Here is a 20,390-nt window from a genome sequence, read left to right as displayed (position 1 = left end):
CGCATCAATCGTTGCTTTTTTTTGCCGATTTATAACCATGATCCAACTTAGCATGGACCGCCTCGACGACCACAATCGCATCATCGACCACAATCCCGATCGCCAGTACCATAGCGAAAAGCGTCAGTAAGTTAATCGTAAAACCAAATAAGTTCAGGAAAAAGAAAGTACCAATAATCGCTACCGGAACCGCAATTGCCGGTACCAAAGTAGATCTTAAATCCTGCAGGAAAATGAATACAACGATAAACACCAGGATAAATGCTTCAATTAGCGTATGGATTACTTTATCAATTGAAGCATCAAGATTCTCATTAACATCGACCAGGGTCGTGTATTTTACTCCTTTAGGGAAGGTCTTCGAAGCTTCTTCAATAATCTTTTTCGAATTGTTGATTACGTCTCTTGCATTTGAACCAGGTGTCTGACTAATGGCCACACCTACTGATTCTTTACCGTTGGTTTCAATTGTAGCAGTGTAACTTAATGCACCCAATTCAACTTTAGCAACAACATCTTTAAACGTAATAACTGTCCGTTACCAGCCGATTTAATGATGATATTTTCAAATTCCGTAGCAGTCGTTAAACGACCTTTATATTTAATTACGTATTGAAAAGCCTGATCACCATTTTCACCAAATTTACCCGGCGCAGCTTCAATATTCTGTTCTGCCAATGCAGCAGAAATATCACTTGGGATCAAACTATATTGTTGCATCATATCAGGTTTTAACCAGATACGCATCGAATAATCTTTAGACCCGAAAACCGTTGCATCTCCTACTCCGGTAACACGCTGAATTTGTGGTACTAAGTTGATTTTTGCATAATTCTGTAAAAAGGTCTGATCATAAGTTTTATCATCACTATATAAAGCGAAAATCAACAGGTTACTACTTTGACTTTTCGTCACCGTTACCCCTGCCTGAGTTACCTCAGCAGGTAATAAACTTGTTGCCCTGGATACCCTGTTCTGTACATTTACAGCGGCTAAATCAGGATCTGTTCCTACTTTAAAATAAATTTTAATACTTGCTGCACCATCATTGGTTGCTGTAGAGGTCATGTAAGTCATGTTCTCTACCCCATTAATCTGCTCTTCGAGCGGGATCACGATACTTTTTAAAACCACATCAGCATTCGCACCAGTATAACTGGCAGAAACGTTGACCGTGGGTGGTGCTATATCTGGATACTGCGCTATTGGCAGCGACGTGAGTCCAAGTATCCCTAGAATAACAATAATCACAGAGATTACTGTAGAGAGAACTGGTCTTTGTATGAATATTTTAAACATCTGCTCTTATTTTAAGTCTGCATAAACCACTTCCGGGCTCTCGGCATTCGCTTTAATCTGTGTGCCGTCTTTTAAGGTGGCTACTCCTTCTAATACAATCTGGTCTCCTGCTTTTAGTCCGCTTTCAACCACAAAGAAATTCCCTGCTGTATTCTCCATGACCGTAACTGCTGCGTTTTTAGTTTTTCCGTCCTGACCAACTACAACTACAAAACGTTTGTCCTGTAATTCAAAAGTGGCACTCTGAGGAATCAGAATCACATCTTTCAAGGCATTAGGAATTCTTACTGTTGCACTGCTACCACTGCGGATAATACCTTTTGGATTAGGGAAACGTGCTCTGATATTAGCTGAACCAGTTGCAGTATTGATTAATCCATTCACAGTTTCTATACGTCCTTCTTCGGTATATGGAGAACCATCAGAAAGCAAAAGAGACACTTTAGGTAATTTCGCAAGTTTCTGTGCAAAAGAACCATCACCATCTTTGGTGAAATTCAGTAACAGTTTCTCATTCAAAGCAAAATAAGCGTATACATTTCCAATACTCGAAACGGTTGTTAATGGATCAGCAGTAGTGCTGCTCACTAAACTTCCTAAACGGAAAGGGATAGATCCCACCACACCATTTACAGGACTGGTTACTGTAGTAAATCCCAAATTCGTTTTAGCATTGACTAAACTTGCTTTCGCTGTTGCCACTGCTGCCTGAGCAGATTCATAAGTATATTGTGCTGATTCCAGCTCATATTTACTCACAATATCTTTCTCTACAAGAGGTTTTACTTTATTGATAGCCAGTTTAGCTGCATTTAATTGCGCCATAGCGTTAGCGATACTGGCATTTGCTGTTCTTACTTCCTGCTCATACTGAGGAGCGTTGATTTTGAACAACGGCTGACCGATTTTTACAACAGCACCTTCATCTACAAATATTTTGTCGATATAACCGTCTACTCTCGGCCTGATTTCGATATTCTGCTGTCCTTGTATACTTGCAGGGTAATCTGTGTTTAAAGTTGCAGATCTGGGTTCCAGTTTCAGGACTTTATATTCCTTTACCTGCCCAGCTGCGGCTGCCGCCTGCGCGGCCTTGTTTTTATCGTTGCCACATGAGGCGAGGGTTAATCCTGTTAGGAACAGGAGCCCAATCTGTATTGATGTTTTCATATTACTTATTCTTGCTGATTGGTTTTCTATTTGTGAATTGATATTAATACGATTTATTCCTGAGGATAGATCATTTCGAAAATGAGCTGCTTCCTTTGTTTCATTAACTTAAGATATTCGTTGTCACTTATTCTCATAAAACCTTTGCTTAATCTGGAGGATAATAGCGGATAAGCCATTAAAGCAAACAGGTTCATCATAAAATGGCGTGGATCTATTGCTTTGATATTTCCTTTGTCCATTTCCGCCTTTATTTCAGCAAGAAATGGTTTAGTATGCGTATCATGTACCTGCTCTGCATGTTCTGTATCATAACGGTTAGTTTCAGTAATCAGAAACATTTCCCGGTATGGATAGGCTATAGTCTGATCCATGAAAACATTGATCAGTTTCTTTAATTTTTCTTTGAATGATTGCGTTCCTGTAAATGCATCAGTCATCATATGACGCAATTCATCCATCGCTTCCTCAGTTACCTGCTCAAACAATAGTTTCCTGGATCTGAAATAATAGTGCACCAGAGTTCTGTTCACTCCGGCTGCGCGTCGGCAATGTCCTGTGTGGTTGCATGTAACTTCCCTTCCGCAAAAAAGATTTTCTTGGCAGTATCTTTAATCAGTTGTTCAGTTCCTTTATCTTTTATTGGCATTCTTATTGTTTTAATATTATTGTTTGACAAATTTGTTAAACAAATGTATCAGTAAAAAACCCCGTTCCCATCACACTAATGCAATCATAACCAGGATTTATATTTTACGTTATTCGATTATAGGGCCAAATTAGCCAAACAAGAACTGTTAAAAAAAAGAAATTGACGAGCAGGTGAAACAAACCGACGAACAGCAGGTTTAACAGGATTTAACTAATTATGGGTTTTGTTTAGTTTTTAGTAATTTACTGACATGGCTTTCATCAGTTAGTCCGAATTCGAGGGCGATTTGTTTCAAACTGTAATGTCCGCTTGCCATTCTTTTCTGGATTAGTGCCTGGCGATAATTACCGATATAGTCGCGAAGTGTTAGTCCGGCATTCCTTTTAAAATATGGGCCTAATAATCAGGAGTAGTATGAAAATGCTTTGCCATGACCCCTGCTTTGAGGTTGTCAGGACTATAAATATGTTCATGAATATAGGCAAATACGTTTTGCATCTCTTTACTCCTTTGTTGAGAAGAGGTAATTTCAGGAAGATTTCTTCTTAGAATTGTCGCAATAGCCATAATCTGGAGCCAGATCAGCCTTTCGTTAGTTTGGAGATCAGGCTTCAGCCCGATGATCACTTCATAAATGCAGTCTGCTACATACTGATCTGCTTTGTTTAATTCAAATCCGGATAAACGGGTTTCCCGGTTTTTAATCAGGTATTCCATTTCCTGCACCCATTGGTCCTTTAAGTTTTCATCCCCATGAAGGTAGAAATCCGTAAACTTCAGGAAAACAAAACGGGTACTTTCCCTGATTTCAAAATAGTGCTCATCTTCCGGCCCGAGGAGAAATATATCACCCCGCTTATAATTGATAATTTCTTTATTGAGATGATGACTTCCAGAGACCCATTTTTGATATAGATCAGCTCATAATGGTTATGGTTATGCACCGGATGCTGCCACTCCCGGATTTCAAAATCCGAGATCATTACAGGCAGAAATTGGCGATAACGTTTCATAGCGGAAATATACAAAAACTTATCAGTGTTATACCTATAATCAGGACTATTTTAGCCTCAGATTTGAGTTATGAAAGAAATCAATATAACTTTTCTGCTGGCACGCTTACCAATTGGTATGAGTATGCTGGGGCATGGACTGGTACGTTTACCCAAATTAGCTGCTTTTAGCGAATGGATGACAGGTTCATTCAGCAAATCAGTATTACCAGAATTTATGGTTTTACCATTTAGCTATTTACTTCCCGTACTGGAATTGATTACGGGGTTATTATTAGTATCAGGGCTGTTTACCCGTTTTGCCGTTCTGCTCGGTTCTGCAATTATGCTGATGCTGATTTTTGGCTCCTGTATGATTGAACAATGGGAAAATGTATTTATACAAGTATGTACGGGGCTTATTTCGCGGTATTATATCGCTATCTGGATTTCAACAAAATATCAGTTGATCAACTAATTATCAAAAAATAGTATGAGTACAAGAAAAGACTTTATCCACCAGTCTGCAATTTTAGGTGCAGGCTCATTTCTGTTACCATCCACAACATTTGCCGCAGCGCAATATAACTCAGCTACGGAAAACCAAGGCAAAGAATCACAATGGGCAGATGGCACAAGGCTTGTCATTTCTATTTCCATGCAATTTGAAGCTGGCGGAGAACCGGAAATAGGTATTGACAGTCCTTTCCCTCCAAACATGGAAAAAGGATATACAGATCTGCCAGCTAAAACATGGTTTCAATACGGATATAAACAGGGCATCCCCCGGTTATTGGATTTATGGGATAAACACCATATAAAAGTAACCAGTCACATGATTGGTGAAGCGGTAAGACATAGCCCTCATTTAGCCAGGGAAATTGTAAAACGCGGACATGAAGCGGCTGCACATGGTTTGAACTGGACGCCACAGTACAATCTTTCTTATGAAGAAGAGAAAAAAAATTTCATACAGGAAGGAGTTGCAATTATTAAACAAGTAACCGGAGAAACAGCTCTGGGTTATAATTGCAACTGGCTTAGAAGAAGCAAAAATACCCTGGCCATTTTACAGGAACTCGGCTTCACTTACCATATTGATGACCTGAGCAGGGATGAACCATTTTTGATCCCGGTTAAAGGGAAGAATTTTGCAGTTGTACCTTATACCCTGCGCTGTAATGACATCCAGTTACTGGAAGGACGTTATTTTTCTTCACAGCAATTTGGTGAACAGTTAAAACTGGAATTTGATCAGCTCTATGAAGAAGGTGCAAAATACCGCAGACAAATGTCAATCAGCACCCATGACCGGATTAGTGGCACTCCTGCACAGGTTAAAGTACTGGATCAGTTTTTAGCTTATGCGGCTAAACAACCTGGTGTCAGGTTTATGAGGAAAGTTGATATATGCACAACTAGCTTATCAGGATAAAACTACAATGACTGATAGCGATTACAGATAAAAAAGATATGAAAGACTTATTATCAATAGAGAAAAAGAAAACAGCACTCATTGTTGGGGCTAACGGAGTCATCGGAACTAACCTGATTGCGTACCTGTCTGGGGCAGGTGACTGGGATATTATCGGTTTATCGCGTCGTGGCGGAGTCAGCAAAACCCGGTTGAGTTATATAGCCGTTGACCTTTTAGATGCCGTCGATACTTTTGAAAAACTGGGTTCCCTTAAACAGGTGACCCATATCTTTTATGCAGCTTTTCAGGATCGTCCCGGCTGGGCAGAAATGGTAGCGCCTAATCTCGCTATGCTGGTTAATGTGGTCAATGCAGTTGAACCTATAGCGGTTAACCTGGAACATATCAGCCTGATGCAGGGATATAAAGTATACGGAGCACATCTTGGGCCGTTTAAAACCCCTGCTAAAGAAACAGATGGCGGACATATGCCACCTGAATTCAATGTAGATCAGCAGGTTTTCTTAGAAGAACGTCAACAAGGTAAGCAATGGACATGGTCAGCAATCAGACCATCTGTAGTTGGTGGTACGGCTTTAGGTAACCCGATGAACCTGGCACTGGTTATCGCCATATATGCCTCAATTTCCAAAGAACTGGGTATTCCATTAAGATTCCCGGGCAAACCGGGTGCCTATGATAAATTAATGGAAGTGACTGATTCGGGTTTATTAGCAAAAGCAACGGTATGGGCAGCGACACAGCCACAAGGTTCAAACCAGGCTTTTAACATTAATAACGGCGACTTATTCAGATGGAATGAATTGTGGCCAAAAATTGCAGGTTTCTTTGAAATGGAAACAGCTCAGCCTCTTCAGCTTTCATTGCAAACAGTAATGGCCGATAAACAGGCTCTCTGGGCTTCAATACAAGAAAAATATCAATTGGAAAAACATGATTACAACTATTTATCATCCTGGGCTTTTGGTGATTTCGTGTTTTCATGGGACTATGACTTCTTTGCAGATGGCTCAAAAGCACGTCGTGCCGGATTTCATGAATATGTAGAAACCGAAGAAATGTTTTTCCGTTTGTTTAGAGAATTTCGTCTGAACAAAGTTATTCCCTGAGCAAACAAGGCTGTTTTCCCCCATAGAAAACAGCCTTGTTTGCTTTATTTTTTATCTGATCAATTTAGTAACAGATAAGGTTTCAGTAATTTATTCCAGATTTCATATCCGGTAGCATTCATATGCAGCATATCTTCTTTAAATAATTCAGGTTGCATTTCCCCTTTTTGATTAAGCATCGGCTGATATATATCAACGAACCACGCATTCTTCTCCGCTTTTAAAAATTGCTGTACCAATTGATTAGCTCTTATCCCTTTAGATAAATACTGAGCACGTGAAGGACTAGCTTTAATTGATAGATAAACGATAGGGACTACTGGTAGTTTCGCCCTGATATCAGCATAAAGTTTTTTGAAGTCTTCAAACACAGCATCTCCCGAAACTGCTTTGATCAAATCGTTTTCACCTACATAGATGATCAGTTGTTTAGGATGATAAGGAAAAACGATATCCTCCAGATAGCGATCCACATCTGCTGTTACTGCACCACCAATCCCTCTGTTCAGTACCGTATAATCTTTAAACGTTTTAGTAAAATCAACCCATAATCTGATCGAAGAACTTCCAATAAACAATATCGGGTCTTTTGGAGGAGCATAAACCCGGTCATATTGTTTGATGGCTTGTATATCATCCCAAAATGCAGGTTTATCCTGTGCGAATGAATTTAAATTCGACAAAAAAAGAAATGTGGCGGTAAACGCAACTGCTTTAAAAAGTTTCATCATCCCCAAAAATATCTATTATAATGATAATATCAGACAAGCATTTCCAATAAATAAGGCAATGCAGGATTATCATTCACTTTCTTCCATACTGCATACAATTCAGTTTGCTGTGGTATGTTCTTCAGTTCAATGAATGAATTTAACCCCCGGATTTCCTGCTGTAGCCAGTGAAGTCGGAATAATAGAAAGCCCCATCCCATTCTCCACCAGTTTGAATATGGTTGGCGCATGGATAGAACGATGCGAAAGCTTAGGCGTAAAACCCTGATCAGCACATAAATTAATGATCTGCTGGTAATAAAGCTGGCTCTGATCATTCGGGAAAAGGATAAAATATTCATCCTTTAACTCACCTATGTGATTGAAATCCTGGACAGACATAGGGTGAGCTGCCGGCAAAACCAGCGTAAAAGTCTCTTTATAAACACTTTTGATCATCATATCCTGCCCAACCTGGTTAGAACGCATAAACCCAACATCAATATCACCCTTTTCCAGGCCCAGCATTTGTTCTTTATTGGGCAGCTCTTCGAGGTGGAATTCTATATTCGGACAATCACTGTTAAACTGTTTCAGCAAAACAGGTAAAATAGACTGCATCGCAGAAGCCACAAAGCTGATTCCAAGCTGTCCGGTATTCCCTTTTTGAAGAAGCTGTACATTATTAACAGCTATTTGCATTTTTTGAATCACCTGAACGGCATCCTTATAAAACAGTTTTCCCGCTTCATTTAAAACAACACGTTTATTATTCCGGTCAAACAAAGAATGTCCAAGATACTGTTCCAGCTGTTTAATCTGCTGACTCAGTGCCGACTGGGATATAAAAAGCTTTTCAGATGCTTTCCGGTAATGCAGTTCTTCGGCCAGTATCTTAAAATAATTTAAATGCCGTAGCTCTATTTGATTAGCAATACTTATCATAGTTTAAGTAATCAGTATTATTACTAATGGTAAATCTAATGATATTTGAGATTGTAAACCAAAATAAACTTTATAATGATCAATAAAATTTTAAGCCTGGGCCTTGGCAAGGTAGGTACGCTGGTAGCAACATTACTAAGCGACCAGTTCGAAGTTACCGGAATGGACAAACAAGCTCCTCACTATGACTATGAACTTCCATTTACTATTACCACGGAGACGTATCTGATTTGGTTTTAATGGAAAAAATGATCGGTCAGTTTGATGCGGTTGTTTCAGCCCTGCCATATTTCTTAAATAGTCCGCTGGCAAGAATCGCACATAAGCTAGGAAAACATTATTTTGATTTAACTGAAGACGTTCCTACAACAAATGAGATCAGAGAATTGAGTAAAACGGCAACCGCTGTAATGGCTCCTCAATGTGGTCTGGCACCAGGGTTAATTGGTATTATTGGTGCTCATCTGGGCAATGAATTTGAAAAACTAAGGTCAATTGATATGCGTGTTGGTGCTTTACCAAAGTATCCGAACGGGGCAATGGGTTATGCCTTTAACTGGTCTGCAGCCGGCGTAGTCAACGAATATATTAACGATGCTGAAGCTATTCATCATGGTCAGCGCAAAATGGTACCATCATTACAGGGCAAAGAAACTATCCAGATCAATGGAGGTGTATACGAAGCTTTCTATACATCAGGCGGTTTAGGGACGATTGTGTGAAACCTATGCAGGTAAACTGGACAGATTAGACTATAAAACCATTCGTTATCCAGGTCATTGTGACCTGATGAACTTCCTGATTAATGAATTACACATGAAGGAAGATAAACAACAACTGGAAGATATTCTTAAAAATGCAAAACCTCCTGTAGATGAAGATGTTGTTATTATTTACGCAGATGCCGAAGGATGGAAAAACAATGAATTGAAACGTAACGAGTTCTGCAGGTCTTATGGGCCGATTGAGCTGAATGGTAATTCATGGAGAGCAATCTCATGGACTACAGCAGCAAGCATTGTTGCAGTTGTTGAGATGGTTGCTAATGGATCATTGCCATCGAAAGGTTTTATTAAACAAGAAGAAATCTCGTTTGAAGCCCTTTTAAACACCAGATGCGGAAGCCTCTTTAAATAACAGCTATGAATTTTAATAATAACAGTCCATTAGATATTTTCCTGACCGAACTTTTTGACCGGTACCGTGAAGCCGTGCGAGAAGTCAATCAAATCACAGCCGCATTACTTGAAAATGGTGTGGTCAGTTCTCAGGATGACATTGTAAATGATCATATTGCTTTCAGAACGCTTGGAGTTCCAAATCTTGGAATCAAGTCTTTTGAGAAGATTTTTCTGTTTCATGGTTATCAAAAGAGAGATCATTATTATTTTGAAGAAAAGAAACTGGATGCTTATTGGTACGCCCCTCCTGCTCCAGAATATCCGCGGATCTTTTTAAGTGAACTGAAAGTAGATCAGCTTAGCCCCGGTACACAGGAGATTATCAAAAAATATACAGCTGATATAAGCTCAGATCCTGTAGATGCTATAGACTTGAATAATGGAGAAGCTATTGCTGCATTTTTACATCATCCATTATGGAGGTTACCAGATCTGAAAGATTATACTGCATTATTAGAGGAAAGTGAATATGCTGCCTGGGTAATTTACAACCGTTATTACCTGAACCATTATACGATCAGCGTTCACGCTTTAGCAAAGATTATCAGTCTCTGCCAGATTTTAATCAATTTGTAGAAGGTTTGGGTATCAAATTAAATGATGCTGGCGGAAAAATTAAAACAAGTGAAGACGGACTTTTAAGCCAAAGCAGTACTGTGGCAGGAACGCATGAGGTTGAGTTTGCTGATGGTGCAAAAACACAAATCGCGGGCAGTTATGTAGAGTTTGCAGAACGCTCGGTTTTGCCAGCCTTTAGTCACCTTAAACCTGAAGAAATTCAGACCATACACAGAAGAGAAGGTTTTGAGACAAGCAATGCCGATAAAATTTTTGAAAGTACTTATACCGGACAAATAAAGTCCTGAAATAATTAAAGATATGGATATCAAAAACGTATTAAAACAGTTAGGAATTACTGAAAATAACAGTGGAACCTCTACCGGCCAACAATGGATGGAATCGGGCGCAAAGGTTATCGTTTCTTCATCGCCCGTAGATGGTAAAGAAATAGGTAAAGTAAGTACAACTACTACTCCAGAAGATTATGAAAAAGTAATCAGCACAAGTGCTGAGGCATTTTTATTCTGGCGTAACGTACCTGCTCCGAAAAGAGGCGAAATAGTCAGACAATTAGGTGAAGCACTTCGCGAGCACAAAGAAAACCTGGGTGTCCTGGTTTCTTATGAAATGGGGAAAAGTTTACAGGAAGGACTTGGCGAAGTTCAGGAAATGATAGATATCTGTGATTTTGCTGTTGGACTATCCAGACAGTTGTATGGTCTGACCATGCATTCTGAAAGACCAGATCACAGAATGTATGAGCAATGGCACCCAATGGGTATTGTTGGTGTAATCTCTGCTTTCAACTTTCCTGTAGCCGTATGGAGCTGGAATACTGCATTAGCACTCGTTTGTGGAAATGTTTGCGTTTGGAAACCTTCTTCTAAAACGCCATTATGTGCTGTTGCCTGTCAGCAGATCATTGCTTCGGTTTTAAAAGCGAATGATATGCCAGAAGGAATCAGCTCTTTAATCACAGGAAACCCTGTTGGTGACCTGATTAATAACGATCCAAGAATTCCTTTAGTTTCCTTTACTGGCTCTACAAGAGTTGGCCGCCTGGTTTCCTCAGCAGTAGCCGGACGTTTCGGAAGAACAATTCTGGAGCTTGGAGGTAACAATGCCATCATCATTTCCAAAGATGCAGATCTGGATATATCGCTTATCGGAGCTGTATTTGGTGCAGTAGGAACCGCAGGACAAAGATGTACCTCGACCAGACGTTTAATCATTCATGAAGAGATTTATGAAGAGTTTAAAAATAAACTGGTAAAAGCTTACGCACAGCTTCGCATTGGTGATCCTTTAGATCAGAACAATCATGTCGGGCCGCTAATTGACAAAGGGGCTGTTGAAGCTTATTTAGAAGCTATTGAAAAAGGTAAAGCCGAAGGTGCAAACTTTATTGTAGAAGGTGGTGTCCTTGCAGGCGGGCCATATACTTCTGGCTGTTATGTAACCCCATGTGTAGCTGAAGTAAAAAACAGTTATAAAATTGTACAGGAAGAAACTTTCGCACCGATTCTATATATCATGAGCTATAAGACCTTAGCAGAAGCAATCGCTCTTCAAAATGGTGTTCCGCAAGGTCTTTCATCTGCGATTATGACTTTAAACCTTAGAGAAGCTGAAATGTTCCTTTCAACCAATGGATCTGATTGTGGCATCGCAAATGTGAATATAGGTACTTCTGGTGCTGAAATTGGCGGAGCTTTTGGCGGAGAGAAAGAAACAGGTGGTGGAAGAGAAAGTGGATCTGATGCCTGGAAAGGATATATGCGCAGACAAACCAATACTATAAACTACGCTAACAAATTACCACTGGCACAGGGTATTAAATTTGATCTTTAGTCAGATCTTATACATAATACACCTCATTCTACCAGCAATTATATATGAATATCAATGACAAAATGAAATCCCTGTCCGGCTCACTGGACGGGGATTTCTTTACTGACAATCAGACCCGTATTTTATATGCTACGGATGCATCTGCTTACAGAGAAATGCCTCTGGCAGTCGCTATACCCAAATCTGTCTCAGATCTTGAAAAACTGATTGCATTTGCATCCCGGGAAAAGGTTTCTCTGATTCCCAGAACTGCTGGTACCTCTCTCGCAGGACAAGTAGTAGGTAAAGGTATTGTTGTTGATGTTTCCAAATATTTTAACAAGATCCTGGAGCTTAATATTGAAGAACGATGGATTAAAGTACAGCCCGGCGTGGTCCGTGATGAGCTGAATTTGTATCTTAAACCCTTTGGATTATACTTTGGCCCCGAAACTTCGACAGCTAACAGAGCGATGATCGGTGGAATGGTTGGCAATAACTCGTGTGGTTCAAACAGCCTGATCTACGGAAGTACCCGTGAACACACACTGGAAATCAAAGCATTATTGTCTGACGGCTCCACAGCCGATTTTAAAGCGCTTGGATTTGAAGAATTTATCGAAAAATGTGAAGGAGAGATGCTTTAGAAAATGAGCTGTACAGGAATATCAGATCTTTACTCAGCAATTATGAAAATCAGCTCAGTATCCGTGAGCAGTTTCCGGCTAAAAGTATAGACAGAAGAAATACAGGATACGCTGTAGATATTTTGCTGGATACCACTCCTTTCACCGCAGACACTGCAGACTTCAATTTCTGCAAGCTGATTGCTGGTTCTGAAGGTACACTGGCATTTATTACAGAAGTAAAGCTTAACCTGGAACCCGTTTTAAAAGACGAGACGGCATTACTGTGTATCCATTTCAATAGTATTGATGATGCATTGATGGCCAATTTAATTGCCTTAAAATATGAGCCAAGAGTAAGTGAACTGATAGATCATTTGATACTTGAATGTACCAAAGAAAATATTGAACAATCAAAAAACAGGTTCTTTGTTTCTGGTGATCCTGATGCTATTCTTGTCGTAGAATATTCAGGTAAAAACAAACAAGAAATTACAGAAAAAGCAGCCAGTGTTGAAGAAGAAATGAGATCAAAGGGATTGGGTTATCACTTTCCTTTAGTATTTGGTCCCGATATGTCCAGAATCTGGTCATTAAGAAAAGCTGGTTTAGGTTTGTTAAGTAACCTTCCCGGAGACGAAAAAGCAGTAGCAGTAATTGAAGATACAGCTGTTGATGTTAAAGATTTACCTGCTTATATCCGTGATTTTAATGAAATCCTTAAAAAGCACGGTCTATTTTCTGTTCATTACGCACATGCCGGTTCTGGTGAAATACATCTCAGACCCATTTTAAACCTAAAAACAACTGAAGGTAACCGCCTATTCAGAGTAATCGCTGAAGAAATAGCTACGCTTGTTAAGCGATATAACGGTTCATTAAGCGGTGAACATGGAGACGGCAGATTACGTGGCGAATTTATCGAGCAAATGATAGGCCCGCGTAACTATAAAATGTTAAAGGATATTAAGTCCGCCTGGGACCCGCAGAACATTTTTAACCCGGGAAAGATCACAGATACCCCTGCTATGGATACCATGCTCAGGTATGAACCTAATCAGCAAACACCAGAAATCAAGACCGTATTCCGTTATCAGAATCAAAATATTTTGCAGCATGCTGAACAATGCAATGGTTCGGGAGACTGTCGCAAGTCACATTTAGCTGGCGGAACCATGTGTCCGTCTTTCATGGCTACACGGAATGAGAAAGATACCACAAGAGCCAGAGCCAATATGCTGCGTGAAATGCTGACTCATTCTACTAAAATTAACCGTTTTGATCATCAGGAGCTTAAAGACGTGATGGATCTTTGTCTGAGTTGTAAAGGTTGTAAGTCTGAATGCCCTTCCAATGTAGATATGGCTAAACTGAAAGCTGAGTTTTTTTTTAGGGGTACTATGATGCCAATGGGGTTCCATTAAATGTAAGGATTGTAGCAGGCTTTAACCAGATAAACCGCCTTGCTTCCTTATCTCCGGGTTTATACAACTGGAGTATCGGCAATAAGACCATGAACGAACGCTTTGGTTAAAAAAATCTGTGGTTTTGCTCAGGAACGTTCCCTGCCATTATTGTATAAAATAACATTAAAAAAATGGTTTATTGAGCATAAACATGACATCGTACTCAATAGACATGACGCTGAACCAGTAACTCCCCCTATTGAAAAGCAAAAGACTGTTTATTTTTTCTGTGATGAATTCACCAACTATTTAGATACTGAAATTGGCATTAAAGCCGTTCTTTTACTGGAAAAATTAGGCTATCAGGTAATTATCCCCAAACACCTGGAAAGCGGAAGAACCTGGATTTCTAAAGGTCTGCTCCGCAAGGCAAAAAAAATCGCACAGCATAATGTATTCCAGCTTAGTAAAATTATTACAGCAGATACCCCTTTAATTGGTATAGAACCCTCTGCAATATTGACTTTCAGAGATGAATACATTGATCTGGTAGATTTACCGCAATTAGCCATGGCTCAGGAATTAGCTAAAAACAGCTTATTAATAGATGAATTCATTGCATTGCCGGGAAATTGCCAGTGGAAACATTTCCAAAGCTAGTTTCAGTAAAGAAAGCAGATTGATTAAACTTCATGGCCATTGCCAGCAAAAAGCATGGGCTGCTACGGATTCTTCAAAACAAATCCTCGCTTTTCCTGAAAACTACAAAGTAGAAGTAATCCCTTCGGGCTGTTGTGGTATGGCTGGATCATTCGGCTATGAAAAGAAACATTACGAGTTATCTATGCAAATCGGAGAACTGGTTCTGTTCCCTGAAGTTAGAAAACAGGCAGAAAATGTAATCATATCTGCAACCGGGACCAGCTGCCGTCACCAGATAAAGGATGGCACAAGTAAGAAAGCTTTACATCCAATAGAAGTACTTTATGATGCTTTGGTTTAAGATTTAGGTTTAAACCCCTATTCACGCATCATTATTTTGTCATTTTAATGTAATCCAACTCGTGAATAATTGCTGATGTATTACATTTGACCAAAATGCAGCTATAGTCAGCATAAAAAAACAACAATTTGACTGTTTTATTGCTTACATATAAATAGAAAAAATAAAACCCTGATTTAAATTATATTTGGCTGCACAAACCTAAAGAATGGATCCTAACACAGAAAATCCGAACATCACGCCTCGCAAATACGTCATTTCTAAAAAACTTGACAGCATGTTCTTCGGTATATATCACGCTTATCAGTTCGTACTTCGCTTTTTTAGAGAAGTATTTGTACCTCCCTACGAGTTTAAGGAAATTATACATCAATGTTATGAGGTAGGCTATAAATCCCTGCCCCTGATCTCATTAACCGGCTTTATCACCGGTGTTGTATTTACCAATCAATCCAGACCTTCACTGGCAAACTTTGGAGCAACCTCATGGTTACCTTCCCTGATTTCTATCGCTATTATCCGTGCATTAGCCCCATTGGTTACCGCATTAATTGCTGCCGGAAAAGTTGGTTCTAACATGGGCGCCGAGCTTGGATCGATGAAAGTTACTGAACAGATTGATGCCATGGAAGTATCGGCAACAAATCCATTTAAATACCTGGTAGTTAGCAGAATACTAGCCACCACCTTTATGATCCCTATACTGGTTATGTACACTGCTTGTGTTGCGCTGATGGGTGCTTTTCTAAGCGTTCACAGTAATGAGCAAACCAGTTTCTCTATGTTCTTCTCTCAAGTATTTGATACGATCAGCTTTTTGGATATATTTTCTACTACCTTTAAGTCAACCGTTTTTGGTTTTACGATTGGTGTAGTTGGATGTTATCACGGATATAATTCCTCAAAAGGTACTGAGGGTGTTGGAAGAGCAGCCAATTCGGCTGTTGTTGCAGCGATGTTCCTGATCTTTGTAGAAGAGATCATTATTGTTCAAATTGTAAATGCTTTCCGTTAATTATGGTAAAACAACAGAAGGCAATCGATAGAAATAATGCAGTTATTTCCATTAAAGGCTTGAAAAAGGCTTTTGGTGAGCTCGAAGTATTGAGAGGCGTAGATCTGAAGTCTATCAGGGAGAAAACCTGGTTGTATTAGGCCGTTCAGGTACTGGGAAGTCAGTATTGATTAAAGTTATTTCAGGTTTGCTCCTTCCTGATCAAGGAGATGTAAATGTGCTTGGACAAAGTGTAGAGCACTTAAGTACTAAAGAATTGATGGCATTACGACTTAAAGTGGGTTTCTCTTTTCAGAATAGTGCTTTATATGATAGTATGACTGTGCGTCAGAATCTTGAATTCCCATTGGTAAGAAATTCCAGGAGTTTGAGACGCAAACAGATCAATTATGAGGTGGAGAATGTACTGGATGCTGTTGGTTTATCGCAAACGATAGAGCAAATGCCTTCAGAACTTTCCGGAGGACAGCGTAAAAGAATTGGTATCGCACGTACATTGATTTTAAGGCCAGAAATTATGCTCTACGATGAGCCAACAGCCGGCCTTGACCCTATCACCTGTATTGAAATTAATAACCTGATCAACGAAGTTCAGGAAAAATATAAAAACAACAACATCTATTATTATTACACACGATTTAACCTGTGCTAAAGAAACTGGCGACAGAATTGCTATGCTTTTGGATGGTCAGTTTGCAATACAGGGAACATTTGACGAAGTCTTTGCGAGTAAAGACGAACGTGTTCAATCTTTTTACAATTATAATTTTACACAATAAATGAGCGCTACAGAAAACAAAAGATCAATAGTTGTAGGGATTTTCATCTTTATCGGACTTGTTATTTTCATTGCCGGAGTACTAACTTTAGGTGGAAAGCAAAAACGATTTGTAAGCAGTATCACCTTAAAAGCAGTTTTCAATAACGTAAATGGTATACAGGCTGGTAATAACATCTTCTTTTCCGGGGTAAAAATCGGAACAGTAAGTAAAATCAACTTCTACGGGAATGCACAGGTAGAGGTTACTATGCATATCGAAGAAGCTGCACAAAAATATATCCACAAGAATTCTGTTGCTAAACAAGGTTCTGAGGGTTTTATAGGAAACAGATGATTGAAATCCTGCCTGGTCAGGGTGATGCCCCTCAGGTAGAGGACGGAGACCGGATTAATGTAGCTACAGCTTTGGGCCCGGAGGACATTATGAAAACTTTGCAGGCAAACAACAAGAACATCCTGGCTATTACTGATGATTTCAAGAAAGTAACAACCGATATGCTTGCTGGAAAAGGAACATTAGGAACTTTATTAGCTGATACAGCAATGGCAGGCCGTTTACGTCAAATGACGATTAACCTGGAAAATGCTTCTGCAAGTACAGCAAGAGTAACATCGGCGGTTGCCCAATATACCGCTAAGCTGAATACGAAAGGAACATTGACCAATGAATTGTTAACAGACACTGTCGTGTTTGCAAGCTTAAAAACAGCAGTAAAAAGTCTGCAAAGTACAGCAGCATCAGCTTCTGAAATGACAAACAACTTGAAATTGACCAGCAATAAATTGAATTCAGATAAAAATGCAGTAGGTGTTTTATTGAATGATGAGCAAACTGCTGCGAAAAATTGAAAAATACAGTAAGCAACCTGGAATCAAGTACTAAGAAATTAGATGAAAACATGGAAGCTTTACAACATAACTTCTTGTTAAGGGGCTTCTTCAAAAAGAAAGCTAAAACAGAAGCTGCTGCTAAAGAAAAGGCAGAACAAGAGCAGAAATAAGATTAAACATCATATAATCAGACCGGCCGTATAGAAATTATACGGCCGGTTTTTTTATTGCTTTTCCGGATGGATTTATAACTCAGTTTCCCTGTTAAGCACCATTGGTAATTTTACGAAGGATTTCTACCGCACGGTTCATTTCAGTTTCTTTTAAAGAAGCGAAACCAAAGCGTATTCCATTGTGTTTTTGATCAGTTCCTTCATAATAAGCTGCTCCGGCAATCAATAAGCCAGAAGAACGCGCTTTTGAGATGATATCTCCTAAAGGATAGTCCGCCCTAAATTTCAGCCAGAGTGCTAATCCACCCTGCGGTTTGGTAAAATCTACGCATGAGAAAGCTGATCAGCAATGATCTTTGCAGTCTGATCACAACGCTCACTGTATATTTTTTTAGATTTTTTGATATGTCTGCCTAGTTCTCCACTATTTATAATAGCTGATAGTGCTTCTTCCATCAGGGTATCCCCTCTTAAATCAATCAGCCTCTTTAAATTGGTGGCCTGAATAATAAAGTTAGCAGCGCCTATTAAATAACCAACTCTACAGGACGGTGCCAAAAGTTTGGTGAAAGAACCAATATAGAGCACATTACTATCATGATCTGAGCTTGCCAGAGGAAGAACCGGGCTATTGCTATAATGAAAATCATAATCGTAGTCATCTTCTATAACCGGCAACTGATATGATTTAATCAATTCAAGCAATTTAGTCCTTCGGGACTGGCTCATTGTTACGGTTGTAGGATGGTGATGATGAGGAATAACATAAAGCAAACTGATTTTGAAGCTTTTTAAAGCGTTCTCCACTGCTTCAATATCCATTCCTTCTGATCAACCGGAATACGGATAAGGTTGGCACCCATTTGCCTAAAGACCTCATCAGCGATATAATAACCTGGATCGCTGACCAATACATTGTCACCGGGTTTAAGGATCATAGATGCTGCAAGATAGATAGCCATTTGCGCTCCTCTGGTAATCAGCAGATTATCAGTTGATATATTCAGGCCTCTTGAATCATTCAGAAAATTAACAGTTGAATTCTTTAATGCAGGCGTACCACCAAAATCTTTAAGTGACATTAACCTTTTTATTTTGGGCCCCTGAAGCAGCTTTCTGTATTCTTTAAACATACTATCAAATGGAGCAAGATCAGCATCAGGGAAACCATCATTCACCACTATTGATGAAGGTTTTAACAGGAAACTATTGACTGCCGGGCCGGGTATATTTTGTTTAAAACTGAATTTCGCAGGACTGGAGTAAGTATGGTTTTTACCACCTTCCTGAAAGGATCTTGGTTTGATCAATGGCAAATTAAGTGCTACCCTGATTCCAATTCTGGGTAAGGTTTCGATCCAATCCTGTGTGATTAGTTCCTCATAAGCAGCCACAATTGTATTGCGGTGTTTGTCAAGTAAAGAAGCCATTTCCCTGGTACTGGGTAAAAATGTTCCAGGTTGTAATACCCCATCATTAATCAAAACAATAAGACAATCAGATATTTGTCTATATACAGCTACAGGACTACTTTCGTCAATTACAATGAGGGTTTTAAAAGGGAGCATCTATTTTACACATTATAAAAACCACTGGTACGGGGCTTAAGAACTAAAGATACGCTATTTACTTATGCTGTTAAATTGTAATAGCTTAATAAACTGGTTCCTATTCTGGACTATTTCATTATACTAATCTGGTACATGAAACCAGTAAAATCATATGATAATTTTGGACTATCAAATCAATCAATATGAAAAACGAATTTTCGATACCTCAACTGTTTTTACGGTTGGCTCTGGGCATAGGTTATATCTTTCCCCGTTTTAGATCGTCTGGGAATTTTAGGCCCGGCTGGTACAAATAATATAGCCTGGGGCAACTGGGAAAACTTCATCGGTTATACCAATACCCTGCTCCCATTTTTAGGCAAGCCTGCCGCTGGAATTATGGGGCTGATTGCAACCCTTGCAGAAGGAATTTTTGCTATTCTGTTAATCACGGGATATAAAACAAGATTGGCAGCACAAGGCAGCTTTCTGCTTACCCTGACTTTTGGATTCTGCATGGCTGTTTTTATAGGAATAAAAGCACCATTTAATTACTCAGTTTTTGCGGATAGCGCTGCAAGTCTTTTACTGGCCTGTATTCCTGTCTATAAATGGAGTTTGGATAATCATCTTTCCTTAGAAACCTTATAACAAATCAATTGCATCTCTATAAAAATCAAAATATACAATGGAAATATTAATATTAAAACCAACGGATGATCTGTCCAGATTCTGGAACATATTGAGCACCTTTCGCACTAATTTAGTTATTGATATATACTTATCAGCAACGATTGTCAGAAATGATAGAAGATGGCTTTCATTTAATCTATATCATAGATAATGGAGAGATTGCAGGCTTTGCCGGATATCGCTATATACATAAGCTTTTAGCAGGGAAAACTATCTACATCGATGACCTGTTTACACTTCCCCAATATCGCGGTAAAGGTTACGCAGGTGCTTTACTCAATTATATCCATAAAGAAGCAGAAGCTACAGGAATGAATAAAGTTGAACTGGATAGCGGCCCGACCAGAAATGATGCACACCGGTTATATTTAAATAGTAAATATAACATTTCCAGTATGCACTTTTCCCGTCTGGTTTCTTCCTGA

At 39.3% G+C, this 20,390-nt stretch carries 25 protein-coding genes and 3 pseudogenes; 20 read left to right on the top strand and 8 right to left on the bottom strand.

Annotated elements, in window-relative coordinates; all coding sequences use genetic code 11:
- Positions 1 to 4 precede the first annotated feature (4 nt).
- The 4 genes and pseudogenes from ACWYN3_RS08405 to ACWYN3_RS08390 form a co-directional block, all read right to left on the bottom strand.
- A pseudogene (locus ACWYN3_RS08405) lies at positions 5 to 1,299 on the bottom strand (efflux RND transporter permease subunit).
- Between the two features lie 6 nt (positions 1,300 to 1,305).
- Entirely contained in the window at positions 1,306 to 2,469 is a 1,164-nt protein-coding gene (locus tag ACWYN3_RS08400) for an efflux RND transporter periplasmic adaptor subunit (protein WP_456220742.1), read from the bottom strand.
- Positions 2,470 to 2,522: 53 nt separating this feature from the next.
- Positions 2,523 to 3,002, bottom strand: coding sequence for a TetR/AcrR family transcriptional regulator (locus ACWYN3_RS08395; RefSeq protein WP_456220741.1), 480 nt, complete (start codon positions 3,000 to 3,002; stop codon positions 2,523 to 2,525).
- Positions 3,003 to 3,517: 515 nt separating this feature from the next.
- Complete coding sequence (locus tag ACWYN3_RS08390; protein ID WP_456220740.1) at positions 3,518 to 3,847, bottom strand: hypothetical protein; 330 nt, start codon at positions 3,845 to 3,847, stop codon at positions 3,518 to 3,520.
- A gap of 27 nt (positions 3,848 to 3,874) precedes the next feature.
- Here ACWYN3_RS08390 and ACWYN3_RS08385 point away from each other — a divergent pair, with 27 nt between their 5' ends.
- From ACWYN3_RS08385 to ACWYN3_RS08370, 4 genes are all read left to right on the top strand, one after another.
- A complete protein-coding gene (locus ACWYN3_RS08385; protein WP_456220739.1) occupies positions 3,875 to 4,036 on the top strand; it encodes a hypothetical protein in 162 nt (53 codons plus the stop codon).
- Between the two features lie 168 nt (positions 4,037 to 4,204).
- On the top strand, positions 4,205 to 4,591 hold the full coding sequence (locus tag ACWYN3_RS08380) for a DoxX family protein (protein ID WP_456220738.1): 387 nt from the start codon (positions 4,205 to 4,207) through the stop codon (positions 4,589 to 4,591).
- 15 nt (positions 4,592 to 4,606) lie between these two features.
- Positions 4,607 to 5,548 (top strand): polysaccharide deacetylase family protein, encoded by a 942-nt coding sequence (locus ACWYN3_RS08375; RefSeq protein WP_456220737.1) that lies wholly within the window; start codon positions 4,607 to 4,609, stop codon positions 5,546 to 5,548.
- A gap of 38 nt (positions 5,549 to 5,586) precedes the next feature.
- The gene (locus ACWYN3_RS08370; protein ID WP_456220736.1) at positions 5,587 to 6,660 is read left to right on the top strand and encodes an SDR family oxidoreductase; all 1,074 of its coding nucleotides are present in this window, start codon (positions 5,587 to 5,589) and stop codon (positions 6,658 to 6,660) included.
- A gap of 59 nt (positions 6,661 to 6,719) precedes the next feature.
- On the opposite strand, the gene ACWYN3_RS08365 is transcribed toward ACWYN3_RS08370, so the two are convergent.
- A complete protein-coding gene (locus tag ACWYN3_RS08365; protein WP_456220735.1) occupies positions 6,720 to 7,391 on the bottom strand; it encodes a GDSL-type esterase/lipase family protein in 672 nt (223 codons plus the stop codon).
- Positions 7,392 to 7,517: 126 nt separating this feature from the next.
- Positions 7,518 to 8,315, bottom strand: a complete 798-nt coding sequence (locus tag ACWYN3_RS08360; protein ID WP_456220734.1) for a LysR family transcriptional regulator — start codon at positions 8,313 to 8,315, stop codon at positions 7,518 to 7,520.
- 239 nt (positions 8,316 to 8,554) lie between these two features.
- Here ACWYN3_RS08360 and ACWYN3_RS08355 point away from each other — a divergent pair, with 239 nt between their 5' ends.
- The 14 genes and pseudogenes from ACWYN3_RS08355 to ACWYN3_RS08290 all read left to right on the top strand — a co-directional run bounded on the left by ACWYN3_RS08355 (position 8,555) and on the right by ACWYN3_RS08290 (position 17,719).
- Positions 8,555 to 9,037: a saccharopine dehydrogenase family protein gene (locus tag ACWYN3_RS08355; RefSeq protein ID WP_456220733.1), complete on the top strand. Its 483-nt coding sequence runs from the start codon at positions 8,555 to 8,557 to the stop codon at positions 9,035 to 9,037.
- Positions 9,030 to 9,452 carry a saccharopine dehydrogenase family protein gene (locus tag ACWYN3_RS08350; protein ID WP_456220732.1) on the top strand — a complete coding sequence of 141 codons (423 nt, stop codon included), beginning with the start codon at positions 9,030 to 9,032 and terminating at the stop codon, positions 9,450 to 9,452. The genes ACWYN3_RS08355 and ACWYN3_RS08350 overlap by 8 nt, the downstream gene beginning before the upstream one ends.
- A gap of 5 nt (positions 9,453 to 9,457) precedes the next feature.
- On the top strand, positions 9,458 to 10,072 hold the full coding sequence (locus tag ACWYN3_RS08345) for a 2-oxoadipate dioxygenase/decarboxylase family protein (RefSeq protein ID WP_456220731.1): 615 nt from the start codon (positions 9,458 to 9,460) through the stop codon (positions 10,070 to 10,072).
- A gap of 5 nt (positions 10,073 to 10,077) precedes the next feature.
- Positions 10,078 to 10,362 (top strand): 2-oxoadipate dioxygenase/decarboxylase family protein, encoded by a 285-nt coding sequence (locus tag ACWYN3_RS08340; protein WP_456220730.1) that lies wholly within the window; start codon positions 10,078 to 10,080, stop codon positions 10,360 to 10,362.
- Between the two features lie 13 nt (positions 10,363 to 10,375).
- Positions 10,376 to 11,908: an L-piperidine-6-carboxylate dehydrogenase gene (gene amaB / locus ACWYN3_RS08335; protein ID WP_456220729.1), complete on the top strand. Its 1,533-nt coding sequence runs from the start codon at positions 10,376 to 10,378 to the stop codon at positions 11,906 to 11,908.
- Between the two features lie 44 nt (positions 11,909 to 11,952).
- Positions 11,953 to 12,534, top strand: coding sequence for an FAD-binding oxidoreductase (locus ACWYN3_RS08330; RefSeq protein WP_456220728.1), 582 nt, complete (start codon positions 11,953 to 11,955; stop codon positions 12,532 to 12,534).
- Positions 12,535 to 12,656: 122 nt separating this feature from the next.
- Positions 12,657 to 13,937, top strand: coding sequence for an FAD-binding and (Fe-S)-binding domain-containing protein (locus ACWYN3_RS08325; RefSeq protein WP_456220727.1), 1,281 nt, complete (start codon positions 12,657 to 12,659; stop codon positions 13,935 to 13,937).
- A 102-nt stretch (positions 13,938 to 14,039) separates the two neighbouring features.
- On the top strand, positions 14,040 to 14,579 hold the full coding sequence (locus tag ACWYN3_RS08320) for a hypothetical protein (protein ID WP_456220726.1): 540 nt from the start codon (positions 14,040 to 14,042) through the stop codon (positions 14,577 to 14,579).
- The gene (locus tag ACWYN3_RS08315) at positions 14,527 to 14,922 is read left to right on the top strand and encodes a hypothetical protein (protein ID WP_456220725.1); all 396 of its coding nucleotides are present in this window, start codon (positions 14,527 to 14,529) and stop codon (positions 14,920 to 14,922) included. Before ACWYN3_RS08320 ends, ACWYN3_RS08315 begins: the two co-directional genes overlap by 53 nt.
- 208 nt (positions 14,923 to 15,130) lie before the next feature.
- Entirely contained in the window at positions 15,131 to 15,937 is an 807-nt protein-coding gene (locus tag ACWYN3_RS08310; protein ID WP_354298880.1) for an MlaE family ABC transporter permease, read from the top strand.
- A gap of 2 nt (positions 15,938 to 15,939) precedes the next feature.
- Positions 15,940 to 16,716, top strand: a pseudogene (locus ACWYN3_RS08305) (ABC transporter ATP-binding protein).
- A complete protein-coding gene (locus tag ACWYN3_RS08300) occupies positions 16,717 to 17,052 on the top strand; it encodes an MlaD family protein (protein WP_456220724.1) in 336 nt (111 codons plus the stop codon).
- On the top strand, positions 17,049 to 17,567 hold the full coding sequence (locus ACWYN3_RS08295) for a hypothetical protein (RefSeq protein ID WP_456220723.1): 519 nt from the start codon (positions 17,049 to 17,051) through the stop codon (positions 17,565 to 17,567). Before ACWYN3_RS08300 ends, ACWYN3_RS08295 begins: the two co-directional genes overlap by 4 nt.
- The gene (locus ACWYN3_RS08290; protein WP_456220722.1) at positions 17,564 to 17,719 is read left to right on the top strand and encodes a hypothetical protein; all 156 of its coding nucleotides are present in this window, start codon (positions 17,564 to 17,566) and stop codon (positions 17,717 to 17,719) included. The genes ACWYN3_RS08295 and ACWYN3_RS08290 overlap by 4 nt, the downstream gene beginning before the upstream one ends.
- Positions 17,720 to 17,813: 94 nt before the next feature.
- Here the strand turns inward: ACWYN3_RS08290 and ACWYN3_RS08285 are convergent, their stop codons facing one another.
- Positions 17,814 to 17,948, bottom strand: a complete 135-nt coding sequence (locus tag ACWYN3_RS08285) for a hypothetical protein (protein WP_456220721.1) — start codon at positions 17,946 to 17,948, stop codon at positions 17,814 to 17,816.
- 98 nt (positions 17,949 to 18,046) lie between these two features.
- A pseudogene (locus tag ACWYN3_RS08280) lies at positions 18,047 to 19,290 on the bottom strand (aminotransferase-like domain-containing protein).
- A gap of 381 nt (positions 19,291 to 19,671) precedes the next feature.
- Between ACWYN3_RS08280 and ACWYN3_RS08275 the strand changes: the two are divergent.
- Together ACWYN3_RS08275 and ACWYN3_RS08270 are read left to right on the top strand one after the other, a co-directional pair.
- Positions 19,672 to 19,923: a DoxX family membrane protein gene (locus tag ACWYN3_RS08275; RefSeq protein WP_456220720.1), complete on the top strand. Its 252-nt coding sequence runs from the start codon at positions 19,672 to 19,674 to the stop codon at positions 19,921 to 19,923.
- A 143-nt stretch (positions 19,924 to 20,066) separates the two neighbouring features.
- Positions 20,067 to 20,390, top strand: coding sequence for a GNAT family N-acetyltransferase (locus tag ACWYN3_RS08270; RefSeq protein ID WP_456220719.1), 324 nt, complete (start codon positions 20,067 to 20,069; stop codon positions 20,388 to 20,390).

Source organism: Pedobacter sp. NJ-S-72 (genome assembly GCF_053890575.1).
This window is presented reverse-complemented; position numbering and strand designations above follow the sequence as displayed.